The following is a 13335-nucleotide window of genomic DNA, read 5'->3' as shown; positions in this document are numbered from 1 at the left end:
CGCCTCCGAAATTAGTGTGCGCTCAGCCACACGTCATAGACGTTTTCAGGCATTTGCTTAAAGCTGCGGAAACCGACACCGTGTACGTAACTTGCTGCTGCAATCTGGTCTTCCGGTTCGTACAGTGGTACCGCCAGCGCCTGCTGTGGCAGCGCGTACTGTTGCAACTGGCTGTAGAATTTACGGCGCTGATTAAGATCCAGTGTGGCGGCAGCCTGATCGAGCCAGCCGTTTATTGCCGGGCTGTTGACGCGACTGTAGTTGATCGGTCCACCCGCCTTCACCGGGCGATAGTGGTTTTCGATATCGATGCCGTCAGTTTCAGTATTGGAGTTAGCGATCGAGCCGAATTTGCCGGTGTTACGCACATCAACGTAGGTACCGGAATCGACATAACGCAGCTTCAACTCCACGCCAAGCCGCTGGCGCGCCTGGGCCTGAATCGCCTGCAGCAGTACATCACGCTGGTCACGTACCGTCGCCTGTGCCTGAATCACCTCAATGCTCAGGCGCTGGCCATCTTTGGTACGAAAGCCATCGGCATCTCGCGTTTGCCAGCCTGCCTCATCCAGCAACTTGTTGGCGGCAGCCGGGTTGTTGCCATATTTGCCTTCCAGATCGTTGTTGTAGAGCGGATCGATAGGTGACGTGATGCCCCAGGCGCGGGTACGCTCGCCTCGATAAACCGATTTGAGGATCGGGTCGATATCCAGCCCCTGCAACAGCGCCTGACGCACTTTCACATCCTGGGTCGGGCCGTATTCCACGTTGAGAAACAACGAATACGGTGTGCCGGTATTGAGCGCATGCTGGTAGGTAAAGTCGCTGCTGTCTTTGAACTCTCCCGCGTCATTACCGGAGATGCCTTCAATCACATCGACCTGCCCTGACAGCAACGCGCCGGTCCGCACTGAAGATTCCGGCAGGAAGCGATAGGTGACGCGATCAAGATAAGCCGGTCCCTGATGATGCGCCGTGGCAGGTGCCCAGTTGTAATGGGGATTTCTCACGAAGGTGACCTGCTGCCCTTTTTCGTAACTTTCGAGAATAAAGGGACCGGTACCGGCTATCTCTTTGCCGCCGGATTTGAGCTGTGATGAGTGCCAGCTGGCCGGAGCGAGGATCTGCAATTTGGCGGCGAAGGCCAGGAACGGGGAATAGCCCTGCTTCAGGGTGATCGCTACCGTATGATCATCCGGCGTGGTGATACTTTCAATGCGGGCACCCACCGCACACAGGCTGCTACCAGCGCAATAGGCTGCATCCTGCAGATGACGGAAGTTCTCTGCGACCGCATTGGCATCGAGTTTCTCACCGTTGGAGAAAGTGACGTCACGCCGCAGGATGAAGCGATAGTTTTTTCCGTCCGGGCTAGCTTCATAGCTTTCAGCCAGCCAGGGGACAAAGCTGCCGTCATTACGGCGTGCCAGCAGCGATTCCCAGACGTTGCGCAACACCACTTCCGCTTTCGACTGGCCGTTAAGCTGCGGGTTAAACGGCACGGGTTCGGTTTCGACACCCCAGGTCAGGCTGCCACCGCTGCGCGGTTGTTCAGCAGCAAAAGTATGGAATGCGCTTCCCAGCAGGCAGGTCAGACCCAGCGCGAGAGTCAGTGAATTCGCTTTCATATTATCCTTGGTGGTTGCAGGTGTTATTTTTTAATGGCCTGAATCAGGCAGTGCGTACTCTTTTTTCCGGTGAGGTTTCCGCATTGGCAGTAAATTCCTTTTTCAGGAAAACCAATGCTTCCCCTAATTGATTGGTGCGATGATAAAAAGGTTGATAGCCGCGACGCAGATACAGGTCGCTGAGCCAGGGATGCTTGGTCGCAGTAGCCAGATAAACACCCGGTGCTTTTAAGGTGTCTTTCAGCAGGGTTTCTTCTGCCCAGCTGATAATTTCCCGGCCATATCCCTGACCTTTAAAATCCGGGTCAACAGCAAACCAGTGAATAAAAGGTAATGATGAAGGTGCGCTGTCATCCTGCTGCCATGGGAAACGCACCGTTACTGTCGCCACGGCACGTTTCCACTTGCGCAGTACCAGCACGGTTTCCTGCTCAATGGTGCGCCGTACCTGCTCCACCGAGCCGCGTGAGATAGTAAAATGCACATCCAAAGCGACCAGCGCGGCATAGGCGCGCTGGAGTAACGCGAAGATTTCTTCCGCGTCGTCGGACTTTGCTACCTCAATCGACTGGCTCATTATTTCCGCTTCCTTGATAAATCACCGGGAAATTATTGAAATCCGCCCAGGCAAAGTAAACTGAAAATAATGGCAATCGTTTTGTTAAATACAGGAATTAACCTCCTGATCCGGTCTATTACAAATATAATGCATAAGATAATGCAGCCGGAGAATAACAGCACGCTGGTAGAAGGTAATTGACCGAAACCCTTCATTCAGACTAGAAATAGATATGTTTTTTGGCCACAGAACAGGAGTCACCTGATGTCTTATCAACAACCTGCTGATGTAATTAAAGAATTTTTCAATCGCCTTGCGTCTGCAGCGGATGTTGCTGCCATCGCAGAACTGGTCAGCGAAAACGTTGACTGGTTTGTGGCGGGCGATGTTGCCACTGTGCCCTGGATTGGGCGTAAACACGGCAAAGCAGGGGCGGCTGAATTTTTCCGCCAGATTCGTGAGCAGATCACTTCTGAACACTTTGAAATCAGTGAGATGCTGGCTCAGGGCAACCGGGTTCTGGTGCCGGGTAAACTGGCTTCCCGGGTGAATAAAACCGGCAAACTGATCGAGACGGAATTTGTGTTTGATTTTGTGGTGAATGACGGCTTGATCACGCGTTTCCGTCTGTTTGAAGACAGTTTTGCAGTGGCTCAGGCTTGCCGCTAATGTGTAGGTTTGCAGCCTGAATCATGATGAGGCAGACATGCTGATAGCGCAGGTTTCGGACATCCACGTTTCTCCTGACAATGACAATCTGGCCCGATTAGATCGTGTGCTGGCCTGGCTGGCGCATCTCAACCCGGACATTCTGGTGCTGACCGGTGACCTGATTGATGAACAGTGGCATGAAGGTTATTGGTTGATTGCCGACCGTCTGCACCAGCAGGCGTATCCCTGGTTACTGCTACCCGGCAACGCTGATGATCGCCAGCAGATGCGCGCAGTCTGGGGAGAGCATGGCTGGGCAGCTGATGCATCGGGCGACTCCCTGCACTTTGCGCATCAGCTCGGTGAGCTTCGCCTCTTTGGGCTGGATTCAACGCTGGAAAACCAAACGTCAGGCGATGTATCTGGGCATATTGGCTGGCTGGAGAAACAATTCCGGGATGCCGGTGATGCTCCATCACTGTTATTCCTGCATCATCACGTTTTTGCATCCGGCATTCCCACGCTGGATAAGACAATGTGCCAGGGTTCCAGAGCGCTGGCAGCGCTGGTCAGGCGCGTTCCCCATCACCTGCTGGCGATTTCCAGCGGGCATGTCCATCGACCCATAGCAGGCATATTTGCGGGAATACCGGCCTATATTTGCGGGTCAGTGTGCCCGGCTAATCCGGTCTGGTTTGGGACAGAAAATATCCCCCCAGCTGACGATCCACCGGCGCTGATGGTCCACCGGTTTACCGGCAATGCCATTACCAGTTATCACGTTTCGGTTTGAGCGGGGCAAGATGATCAGCCGGGAGCGAATGACGTTTATTCAGTTTACGTGTTGGCGTATCCGTTCCGGCATTCGATTGAACAGCCTGATTAACACGTGGTAAGCAACCACAGTGGACAGTAACGAAAGCAGCACATCAGTAAAAAACCAAAGGTCATCATAGTTTTCCTGATTAGCACTACCATGAAGCCAGGTTGAAAAAGCATTGGCTGTATCAAGACTGATAAACTTTGAAGCATCAATCAAGCGAGCAAACAGGCAGAACAATGCAATAAACAGAACTGTTTTAACGCTTCGTCGGGCAAGTTTCATCATATCCATAACATCTTTTTGAGTTAAAAAAATATGCCCAGAAGGAATATAGCTCGCCTTTACTTTCTACCTGGCCAACCTCCAGCCTTTGCTGAATCAATCAATAACTGAATAGTCAGTGGATCATGTTTTTTACTAAAGTCTTCGGGAAAGTGCGGTTAACGTTTGAAGGTAAATAGCCTTCGCCCGTTGTATTCTCCTACCAAATCAAACACTGCTTTTTCAATATCCTGTGTCACCATATTAGATCATCCTTGTTAACGATTCGATTATAACGCCCCCCACTTCATATTCTGGATCACCACTCTGTACCCATCAGGATCTTCGAAGGTCACTCCCCTTCTCTCCCAGTAGGGGTTAAAAGATTCAATCCTGACAAATCCCGCGTGATCCATTTCTGAACAGGCGTTTTCCCATGCCTTCCTTTCCGGGACGTACAGAACCAACAGGTCTTCTGGTGAGGAGGACGGTATCACCGGATGGTGGTGGCACTGGGTGAACTCAAGATGCCAGGGTAAATCCTCCCGGCCTAACATGCATCCACTGAATCCATCGTGATCGGTAAACTCACCTAACTTTGTTAGCCCAAGTCCGTCACAGTACATTTCACAGCTTCTGTTGAGTACCCGCACCGGCCTGGCAATACGCATATGCTGAAAATTCATCGCCACCTCTCTGTGTTTATCCATAGTTAACACAAATGTGCTTTGCGGTCATTGCGGCCTACGCCATGCTCGCGCCGTTAATAACCATATGGAATTAGATAATAGAAATAACACTATTACAGTTATATAAAACTTCGCTATTTTGTCGCCTGTACTGCATTTCACTTTTCATTCTTTTCTTATCAGGGACCATCAAAATGACAATCAAACTACACAAAATCGTTCTGCCTTTGCTCATGGCTGTCGCACCCTTTTTTAGCCACGCGGAAGAATCGACCTGGGACCATATCAAACAAACGGGCGAACTGCGTATCGGCGTCGCACAAGGCGAACCCTGGTACTTCAAAGATCCGGCGACAGGTCAGTGGAATGGTATTGGTTATAACGTTGGCAAAGTGCTGGCGAAAGATTTAGGGGTAAAACTGGTCCCGGTCGAAACCACCTGGGGTAATGCAATTGCGGCGTTGCAGGCAGGCCAGATTGATACCATGCTGGTGCTCGATCCCACCGATGAACGCCGTAAGGCCGCAGATTTCTCCGATCAACCGTTCCTGTGGTATGCCCAGGGGGTGCTGATCCGCGATGGTATTCCTGCGGTAAACTGGGACGACCTTAATCGTCCTGACATCAAAATAGGCGTCACCCTCGGCAGCAGCCCTGACCTTATCCTGACGAAAAAATTACCGAAGGCGCAGCTGGTCCGCTTCACTAATATGGATGAAGGCGTTGCGGCATTCTATGCGGGCCGTGTCGATGCACTTTCTTACGTCCATCCGGCACTGGCATTGCAGCAGGCCAAAGTACACAAGGGCAACCTGATCCTGCCGAAGCCTATCATCGCCATCAGTACCGGTGGTGCAATACGCAAAGAAAGCGACCCGCGTTTCCGTAATTTCCTGAATGAAGAGTTCGTTAAAATTTATAAATCCGGCCAGAGTAAGCAATTCTACGAGGACGCCCTTAAATTGCGTGGCGTCGATGTCAGTAAGGTTCCGTCTGTGATTAAGGAAGAGTGGCAGTAAGACCTTCATTCCAGCATCGGGGCCAGCAGTGCCCCGATATCCTCACATCGTTCCAGATCGAGTAACCGCGCGGCTATCCCTTCCGCTGTCTCTGTTGGCAACCGTGATGACAGGTTGGCGATAAACTTTTCAATAATCTTCTGCTCAGAAAGCGGGTTTTCCTGCGAGCCTAAGGGAAAATCGATGGTGTCACCGGTAACAACGGCATCCTCAGTAACCACTTCCACACGGGCTGCCGGGCGACGAAATTCCCGCATCAGTTGATCAAAATGCCCTTCGGACAGCACCTCCACCTTGTCCGCAAATGCCAGAAGCCACGCGGAAGTTCGCACCCCTTCACTACTCCATTGATGGCGAGGAATATTGAATGCCAGGCAGGCAATGGCTAAAGGCAGGCTGAATTGCGCGTCTGTGCCGCTCTCAGGCCGGGTATCGGTAAAAAAATCGGCCAGCAGCTGACTGCCATACACCCGTACCCGCTGGATCTTTTCAGGCGAAGCGAGAGCTTTCAGTACGCCTGCAAACGACTCCAGCGCAGTATGCATCCAGCGGCACGTCGGGTAAGCCTTAAAACTGGCATGCTGCAATAGCCAGCTGGAGCCGAGGTTATCCGTGAGGATTTCAGGACGGAACATGTCAGAACCCATCATGCGCCAGAACCCCTGCTCCCCTGCCAGCACATCACGCGGCCCGACAATGCCGGACAGATGCATTTCAACAGCACGTACCCCCGCTTCCGCGGCTGGCGCATTGTAGTCTTTAAAGGAAACCAGTGGACGTTGCTGCCAGTTATATTTGTGCAATGACGGAAGCGGGGTGAGTGAGGCTGCCAGCCCCAGACAGTTTTCCAGAGCACTCGCATCACAGCCACGCAACAGACCGAATGCGATTGCAGCACCGAGAGATTCATGCTGGCAGACGCCATAGACTTCGCGAAAACGTTCCGGGCTTGGCTGCTGCGAAAGAACCACCCGTCCATTGATCTCCCATGCAGCAACCAGTGCCGTCAGCAAGGCCTCACCACTGACAGGTTGAGAACCTAGCGCCGCCAGTGCCCCGGCGACCAGAGTCGCCCCCGGATGTCCCATCCCCCGCCCTGCGACTTCAAACCCATCATCGTAATCCAGCGCATTTATTGCGGCAGCATTAAGGAATGCGGCACCACTCGAAGAGAGCGGAGAGCCACCATCCAGCGTAATACTGCTGCCCACAGCGTATTGCGACCGTGCCAGTTTAGCGCTCATCTGCAACACCTGGTCGTTACGTGCTGCCACCCCACACCCCAGGCTATCGATAAAATGCAGGATGATTTTCCGTTTCCAACGGGCAGGGATTGCATCTGGAGTGAGTTGACAGGCAAATCGGGCCAGTTCGAGTGTCAGAGTGGTGGCGTGGATCATAGCAGTCCTGGTCAAATTTATATATCAAAAAGAGATAATAGCGTCATTTTATATTATTTATTTATCACATTTTCGTACTGATAAGATTATGCCGTTCTAACGTACTGAAATTGGATTGAGTATTTTAGGGGTTGTGTCGTATGTCATATCAGTGGGATTTTGCCGCCATCTGGCCATACCGGATGTTATTACTTGAGGGGCTTTGGGGAACGATTCAGATCGGTGTGACCAGCATCGTTTTTGGCATGCTCGCGGGGGATAATACTGGCGATAATGAAAAATTCGCCGCTTCGCCTGGTACGAATCCCGGCCATCATGATCATTGGTTTTTACCGTAATACTCCTGCCATCGTGCATTTTTTCTGGATCTACTACGCGTTACCCGTGGTATCGCCTCTCACCCTCTCCCCATTTGCCGCCGCAGTGCTGGCGCTGTCGGCCCAGTCCGCTGCATTTTATGCGGAAGTCTATCGCGGCGGTATCCAGTCAATCAGCAACGGGCAATGGGAAGGTGCCAAAGCGCTGGGCATGCCACGCGCCACAGCGTTACGTCGCATCATCCTGCCGCAGGCATTACGCCGGATGATCCCGCCGTTTCTTGAACGCTCTTTCGAATTACTGAAATCCACTGCGCTGGCTTCTTCGCTGGCTTACAGCGAACTCTTGTATCAGGCGATGCAGGTCAACAGCCAGACCTATCGTCCGCTGGAAGTGTATACCCTGATTGCCGTGATGTACTTCACCCTGCTGCTGTTCATCAGCCAATGCAGCCAGATGATTGAAAAACGTCTTGCGGTTTCTGATGCGCGCTGATGAGGTAATAAGATGAACTATCAATGGGACTTTTCGTTAATCTTCCAGAACTTCCCGGTGTTACTAAAAGGTTTGGGGGTGACACTGGAACTTTGGCTTATTGCAGGCATTAGCGGCACCGTTATCGGGCTGCTACTGGGGATTGCCCGTACCAGTCCACAGCGCTGGGTTACGGCACTGACCCGGAGCTTCGTCGAAGTTTTCCGTAATACACCGGTACTGATTCAGCTGATCTGGTTTTATTACGCCTTCCCGGTACTGGTCGGTATTCAGTTTTCTACTTTTGGCGCAGCGGTTCTGGCTCTGACGTTATATACCGCTGCCTACAGTGCGGAAATTTTTCGTGCGGGGTTGCAGTCCATTGAACGCGGGCAGTGGGAGGGCGCAAAAGCGCTCGGCATGTCTCAGGCGAAAGCGCTGAGACGCATCATCCTGCCACAGGTATTCCGTCGCATGTTGCCAGCCCTGACCAACCGCATGATTGAACTGGCGAAGGTAACCTCACTGGCATCGATTCTGACCGTCAACGAACTGATGTATCAGGGACGGTTGTTAAGCAGCACCTATTACCGCCCGGTGGAAATCTTAACGGTGGTTGCCCTGCTCTATTTTGTCCTGATTTGGCCCGGCAGCTATCTGGCCTCACGCCTTGAACGCCGCTATCGCCCCCTGCCTTAAGGAAAGAAATTCATGTCCGATCAACAACCCGTGATGCGCATCCGTGGGCTGCAAAAGCAGTTCGGCGATCAGGTGGTTCTAAAAGGAATCGATTTAGATGTTTACCCGGGAGAGAGAATCGCCATTATCGGCGGCAGCGGTTCCGGTAAAAGTACCCTCCTGCGTTGTCTCAATTTTATGGAAACTCCCAGCGCTGGCACCATTGAACTTGATGGGATAGTGCTGGGCAGCACAGGCAAAAACAATCAACGTATTTACAGCGAAAAGCAGCTGTGTGAAGTACGTGAACGCATCGGCATGGTGTTCCAGCAGTTCAACCTTTTCCCACATCTCACCGTGCTGGATAACGTCTGTGAGGCATTGGTATCGGTAAAAAAAATGCGTCGGGAAGAAGCCAAAAACATTGCCCAGCGACAACTGGAGAAGGTCGGCCTGAGTCATAAGCAGCAGGCCTGGCCGGGCAGTCTCTCAGGTGGTCAGCAGCAACGTGTAGCTATCGCGAGAGCGTTAGCCATGGCACCGGAAATCATGCTGTTCGATGAACCCACCTCTTCCCTTGATCCTGAGCTGGTGGGTGAAGTGTTGCATACCATTCGTGAACTGGCGGATGAAGGCCGCACCCTGCTGCTGGTGACACATGAACTTGGCTTCGCGTGGCACTTCGCTGACCGGGTGATCTTTATTGAGAACGGTGTCATTCACGAAATGGGTACGCCGGATGAGGTTCTCAAACATCCGCGTCAGCCACGTACCCGTGAATTTCTCTCCCGCTTTACCGAACGTGCATTTTAATAAAAAGGAATCGACATGAGTGCCAGTCAAAGCAGCCAGGCCTATTTGCAGGATTCAAGGAACGATAATGTTCAGGTTTATGTGAATGGCGAATTTGTCCACCGGGACAACGCTACCGTATCGATTTTTGATTCCGGATATGTCTGTGGTGATGGTGTATGGGAAGGTCTGCGACTGGTAAATGGCAAACTGATTGCCCTGCAGCGCCATCTTGATCGCCTGTTTGCAGGAGCCGCCGCCATCCAGCTCGACATTGGTCACACACGTGAGGAAATCACGGCGATTATGTTCAAAACGCTGGAGGTTAATGGCATGACAGACGGCGCGCATCTGCGTCTGATGATAACCCGAGGCAGAAAACGTACTCCCAATCAGGATCCCCGTTTTATTATTGGCGGGGCCACCGTGGTTTGTGTGGCCGAATATAAAGTCGTGGATTATGAAGCGAAAAAGCGAGGCCTGGCGCTGTTCACTTCCAGCTATCGCACCAGCACACCGGATGTTTTCGACCTTCGACTGAATTCTCACAGTCGTCTCAATCTGATTCAGGCGTTACTTCAGGCACTCGATGCAGGCGCTGATGAAGCATTGATGCTTGACCCTCATGGCTTTGTCGCCAGTTGCAATTCCACAAATTTCTTTATTGTCCGCAACGGAGAGCTGTGGACCTCGAACGGCCTGTATTGCTTCAACGGCATCACCCGCCAGACGCTTATTGAACTGGCGCGACAAAATGGGATGACTGTTTATGAAAAACCCTTCACGCTGGCAGAGGCGCTGACCGCGGATGAGGTGTTTGTTACTGGCACACTGGCCGGTATCACTCCGGTAAGGAAACTGGATGGCCGGACGTTTGATGTCAGCCAGAACCCGGTCACTACACAGCTTGCGCAATGGTATCAAAACTATCTCAACAACATCTAAGCACATCCATTCATAGCAGCGTTCCTGCGTTATCCGGCTGGCAATCAGTGGATATACGCAGGGTTGCTGCCTTTTCCGCTTAAAGGGTCTCCAGCCTCCATCCATCTTCAGTGGCTATTAATCTGTCGGTAAGCCCCAGGCTACTCAGAAACGCGTCATCATGTGATACCACCATCAGAGAGCCGTGATAGCCGCGTATCATGGCTTCTAATGCCCCGACAGAGGGCAAATCGAGATGATTATTAGGCTCATCCAGCAATAACAGCTGCGGTGGGGTTTCTGCATAGATGATGCAGGCCAGAGCCCCCTTGAGACGCTCTCCTCCGCTTAGCAAAGCAGCCGGAGTTGCGATCTTTTTTGCATCCAGTCCCAGCTGTGCCAGCCGCATGCGCATCACACCTTCACTCATTGCGGGATTGATTGACTGCAGCTGTTCAAGCACCGTCTTCTCTGGTGGTAGATTATCTAATCGTTGATCAAGCCACGCGACTGGAACATTCACATTTATTTCCCCTGCCTGAGGTAACTGCCGCCCCGCAAGCATCCGAAGCAAGGTTGATTTACCACAACCGTTGGGTCCGATTACACCTATGCGCTGCTGCCCGCTGATTACCATACTGAGGGTACCTGTCACAGCCCCTGCATAGGGCAAAACTACGTCTTTTAATTCTGCTATTCGACGCTTAATTTCCCGGCTTACAGGTATCTGATGCAGGTTGATGTGCGCTGCATCTTCAATTACCCGCTCAGCTTCGCGTATTCGTTGAGTGATGTTTTCCTTGCTGGCAGCCTGATTCCTCTGCAATATTCCTGCTGATTTTTCACTGCGTTCTTTCTGTCGGCCCAACAGAATTCTGGCCTGATTGGCATCCTTTCCCTGCCTGTTACCGCGCGCACTGCGTCGTTCCTGCCGTTCATGCTGCTTCTGTATTTCCTGAGACTGCCGCCGACGTTCATTTCTTAATTCATCCAGGTTTTGCTGGGCGGTTTGCTGTTCGTTTGCTCTTGTCTCCACATAGAATGAGTAATTCCCCCCATAACTTTTTAACGTCTGAGAAGACAATTCAACAATCCGCTGCATAGAATCCAGCAATTGCCGGTCATGACTGACCACAATTACCCCCCGCGACCAGTTCTGCAACTGCTCGATCAATGCCTGTCTGTTGGGTCGATCCAGGTGGTTTGTCGGTTCATCCAGAATCAAAAAGTCGGCATCAGACAACATTGCACCTGCTAAAGCTACACGCATTGATTCGCCACCGCTCAGAATGCTGGCAGGGGTATTAGCCTCAAGATGGTCCAGGTTATGGCACTGCAGCATGATGTTGAGCTTCTGGCGTATATCCCAGTAATTGCCAACAACATCAAAATCCTCTGGTGCGGAATTGCCTGTCTCGATACGTTCCAGCGCATCAATGATGTGTTTTATTCCTGCCAGATCAGCAACTGTGTATCCATCAGGATAAGCCACCTGTTGGGCAAGGTAGTGAACCGTACCACTATAGTGAAAACTGCCATGGGTTGGAGGTAGTTTCCCGGCGAGTATTTGTGCCAGAAAATTTTTTCCCACGCCGTTGCGACCAACCAGGCCGGTGGGACGCATGTCGAACTGCTCATTCAGGTCAGAGAAAAGTACTCTGCCGTCTGGCAGAACGCAGGATAGGTGCTTAAGTACGAGATTCTTATTCGTCATAGTGTCTTCCAAAGATGCCTGAGCTCCCCCTGTAACCAGGGACTGGTGGAGAGTGGCCGTTATAAAACGGCGGCATCAATAGCGCATTGGACGAATACCTCGTGTGCAGGGTAGGGGAGAAGAACAATCGAAGATGATATCTTCTGAATTTACCCCGGGAATTTCATATTGAAATAATTAAAATAAATGCTTATATAACAATAAGTTGGGTTATTTTTCGTGTCGGGTTTCTTTGAGTATTTTTGTGAAATCTCTTCCTTCATTTCATCACCCTGAGTATCCAATATCCATCCTCAATAACCGAACCTTACTGCCGGATACGCATTATTCAAAATGACAGGAAGTGCGAGAAATGAATGATTCTGTGTCACCTGGTCACAGCTTACATGCAATTCGACATGCGTTCGCATTTTTTGCATGTACTTCTCAGTTTCAGGCTGCTTGCTTTTAAATTCTAAAAAACCAGTTTGATACTGATTTTCGATTTAGAAAGGTAATGATCACCAGGAGGGTTGTTTATCGAATGATATGTTATACCTACATGAAAATTAATTGATATTATTCAGTATGTTACGCTGGATGGTATGAAATTGTAAACTCGCTGACGTTGCTACAGCAATTCTGGCGAATTGGCAGGGGTAATCTCTGTCAATTTTCACGTAGCGACGGCTGCATTTTTGTGTTTTTGCTATGTAGATACTGAAGTAACGCCAGAAATATTCACAATAGATGATCTGTAAGTGAAATATGAACATTTATGCAAATGATAGAAATGATGTTTTTAGTATGGTCATCTTTTATGAAATTGGAAAATCGCGGTCCAACATTCATAAACTGGCCATCAGCTGATGATTATTGCGATTCTTGTACTTCATAAACAAAAAAAGATGAAGTTGAGGGGTTTGCTCATGGTGGTCTGAGTTAGGTCTTTTATCCGGATTTAAAATGGAGTAGGGAGCAAATCACTGGCATCCATGATTTTTATTCAGTAAAAGGGCGATACTTAATTTTTGATGAAATCAAAATTTATCATTACAACAGAATCACTCATAGAAGCCTTCACGAAAATACCTTCTGGAAAGGATCAGGAGTCACATGGGAAGGTGTTATGAATTGATGAAGACATGTGATGAATCATTAAATGTGGAAAAAATACTCTATTTTGGGTTATTTGTACTTAAAATTTATGAAGATTTGATGGGTATTTCAATCTGAAATTATTCAACTAAATTGATAATAATCAGTATCTTACAAAACTTAAACCAATGGGAGAGTCGTTATCATCTTCGGGATGCAGAGTCTTATGTAGGAACACCTATATAAAAATGAACCGGATTATGGGTGAAAAACTTGATTCGTGATTTTACTGCTGTTTTTCTGTTTTCCCTGAGTCACAAAAGTGAAC

General features: G+C 50.2%; 12 protein-coding genes and 2 pseudogenes. 7 read left to right on the top strand and 7 right to left on the bottom strand.

The window, feature by feature from the left end; translation table 11 throughout:
- Positions 1 to 11 precede the first annotated feature (11 nt).
- Positions 12 to 1628 (bottom strand): ABC transporter substrate-binding protein, encoded by a 1617-nt coding sequence (locus PW844_RS11960; protein ID WP_299451817.1) that lies wholly within the window; start codon positions 1626 to 1628, stop codon positions 12 to 14.
- Between the two features lie 43 nt (positions 1629 to 1671).
- The gene (locus PW844_RS11955; RefSeq protein WP_299451815.1) at positions 1672 to 2205 is read right to left on the bottom strand and encodes a GNAT family N-acetyltransferase; all 534 of its coding nucleotides are present in this window, start codon (positions 2203 to 2205) and stop codon (positions 1672 to 1674) included.
- Positions 2206 to 2451: 246 nt separating this feature from the next.
- Between PW844_RS11955 and PW844_RS11950 the strand changes: the two genes are divergently transcribed.
- Entirely contained in the window at positions 2452 to 2856 is a 405-nt protein-coding gene (locus tag PW844_RS11950) for a nuclear transport factor 2 family protein (RefSeq protein ID WP_299451813.1), read from the top strand.
- A gap of 37 nt (positions 2857 to 2893) precedes the next feature.
- Entirely contained in the window at positions 2894 to 3631 is a 738-nt protein-coding gene (locus PW844_RS11945) for a metallophosphoesterase (protein WP_299451811.1), read from the top strand.
- Positions 3632 to 3670: 39 nt separating this feature from the next.
- Here the strand turns inward: PW844_RS11945 and PW844_RS11940 are convergent, their stop codons facing one another.
- The 3 genes and pseudogenes from PW844_RS11940 to PW844_RS11935 form a co-directional block, all read right to left on the bottom strand.
- Positions 3671 to 3946, bottom strand: coding sequence for a hypothetical protein (locus PW844_RS11940; RefSeq protein ID WP_299451810.1), 276 nt, complete (start codon positions 3944 to 3946; stop codon positions 3671 to 3673).
- A 56-nt stretch (positions 3947 to 4002) separates the two neighbouring features.
- Positions 4003 to 4185, bottom strand: a pseudogene (locus PW844_RS29435) (hypothetical protein).
- 27 nt (positions 4186 to 4212) lie between these two features.
- Complete coding sequence (locus PW844_RS11935) at positions 4213 to 4608, bottom strand: VOC family protein (RefSeq protein WP_299452033.1); 396 nt, start codon at positions 4606 to 4608, stop codon at positions 4213 to 4215.
- 197 nt (positions 4609 to 4805) lie between these two features.
- Here PW844_RS11935 and PW844_RS11930 point away from each other — a divergent pair, with 197 nt between their 5' ends.
- The gene (locus tag PW844_RS11930; protein WP_299451809.1) at positions 4806 to 5630 is read left to right on the top strand and encodes a transporter substrate-binding domain-containing protein; all 825 of its coding nucleotides are present in this window, start codon (positions 4806 to 4808) and stop codon (positions 5628 to 5630) included.
- Positions 5631 to 5635: 5 nt separating this feature from the next.
- Here the strand turns inward: PW844_RS11930 and PW844_RS11925 are convergent, their stop codons facing one another.
- Positions 5636 to 7030 (bottom strand): MmgE/PrpD family protein, encoded by a 1395-nt coding sequence (locus PW844_RS11925; RefSeq protein WP_299451807.1) that lies wholly within the window; start codon positions 7028 to 7030, stop codon positions 5636 to 5638.
- A 140-nt stretch (positions 7031 to 7170) separates the two neighbouring features.
- On the opposite strand from PW844_RS11925, the pseudogene PW844_RS11920 reads away from it, so the two are divergent.
- From PW844_RS11920 to PW844_RS11905, 4 genes and pseudogenes are all read left to right on the top strand, one after another.
- A pseudogene (locus PW844_RS11920) lies at positions 7171 to 7843 on the top strand (amino acid ABC transporter permease).
- Between the two features lie 12 nt (positions 7844 to 7855).
- Positions 7856 to 8521, top strand: a complete 666-nt coding sequence (locus PW844_RS11915) for an amino acid ABC transporter permease (RefSeq protein WP_299451806.1) — start codon at positions 7856 to 7858, stop codon at positions 8519 to 8521.
- Positions 8522 to 8533: 12 nt separating this feature from the next.
- Positions 8534 to 9313, top strand: coding sequence for an amino acid ABC transporter ATP-binding protein (locus tag PW844_RS11910; protein ID WP_299451805.1), 780 nt, complete (start codon positions 8534 to 8536; stop codon positions 9311 to 9313).
- Between the two features lie 15 nt (positions 9314 to 9328).
- A complete protein-coding gene (locus PW844_RS11905; RefSeq protein ID WP_299451804.1) occupies positions 9329 to 10237 on the top strand; it encodes an aminotransferase class IV in 909 nt (302 codons plus the stop codon).
- Between the two features lie 79 nt (positions 10238 to 10316).
- On the opposite strand, the gene PW844_RS11900 is transcribed toward PW844_RS11905, so the two are convergent.
- Positions 10317 to 11930, bottom strand: coding sequence for an ABC-F family ATP-binding cassette domain-containing protein (locus PW844_RS11900; RefSeq protein ID WP_299451802.1), 1614 nt, complete (start codon positions 11928 to 11930; stop codon positions 10317 to 10319).
- Positions 11931 to 13335 lie beyond the last annotated feature (1405 nt).

The organism is Pantoea sp. (assembly GCF_028283705.1).
Lineage (GTDB): Bacteria > Pseudomonadota > Gammaproteobacteria > Enterobacterales > Enterobacteriaceae > Pantoea.
The sequence above is the reverse complement of the archived record's forward strand: the minus strand, read 5'-3'. Positions and strand labels throughout refer to the sequence as shown.

Coding starts and splice junctions, on each gene's coding strand:
- PW844_RS11945 (WP_299451811.1), top strand. CDS start 2,894: ATGCTGATAGCGCAGGTTTCGGACATCCACGTTTCTCCTGACAATGAC.
- PW844_RS11950 (WP_299451813.1), top strand. CDS start 2,452: ATGTCTTATCAACAACCTGCTGATGTAATTAAAGAATTTTTCAATCGC.
- PW844_RS11905 (WP_299451804.1), top strand. CDS start 9,329: ATGAGTGCCAGTCAAAGCAGCCAGGCCTATTTGCAGGATTCAAGGAAC.
- PW844_RS11930 (WP_299451809.1), top strand. CDS start 4,806: ATGACAATCAAACTACACAAAATCGTTCTGCCTTTGCTCATGGCTGTC.
- PW844_RS11935 (WP_299452033.1), bottom strand. CDS start 4,608: ATGAATTTTCAGCATATGCGTATTGCCAGGCCGGTGCGGGTACTCAAC.
- PW844_RS11940 (WP_299451810.1), bottom strand. CDS start 3,946: ATGATGAAACTTGCCCGACGAAGCGTTAAAACAGTTCTGTTTATTGCA.
- PW844_RS11955 (WP_299451815.1), bottom strand. CDS start 2,205: ATGAGCCAGTCGATTGAGGTAGCAAAGTCCGACGACGCGGAAGAAATC.
- PW844_RS11960 (WP_299451817.1), bottom strand. CDS start 1,628: ATGAAAGCGAATTCACTGACTCTCGCGCTGGGTCTGACCTGCCTGCTG.
- PW844_RS11925 (WP_299451807.1), bottom strand. CDS start 7,030: ATGATCCACGCCACCACTCTGACACTCGAACTGGCCCGATTTGCCTGT.
- PW844_RS11900 (WP_299451802.1), bottom strand. CDS start 11,930: ATGACGAATAAGAATCTCGTACTTAAGCACCTATCCTGCGTTCTGCCA.
- PW844_RS11915 (WP_299451806.1), top strand. CDS start 7,856: ATGAACTATCAATGGGACTTTTCGTTAATCTTCCAGAACTTCCCGGTG.
- PW844_RS11910 (WP_299451805.1), top strand. CDS start 8,534: ATGTCCGATCAACAACCCGTGATGCGCATCCGTGGGCTGCAAAAGCAG.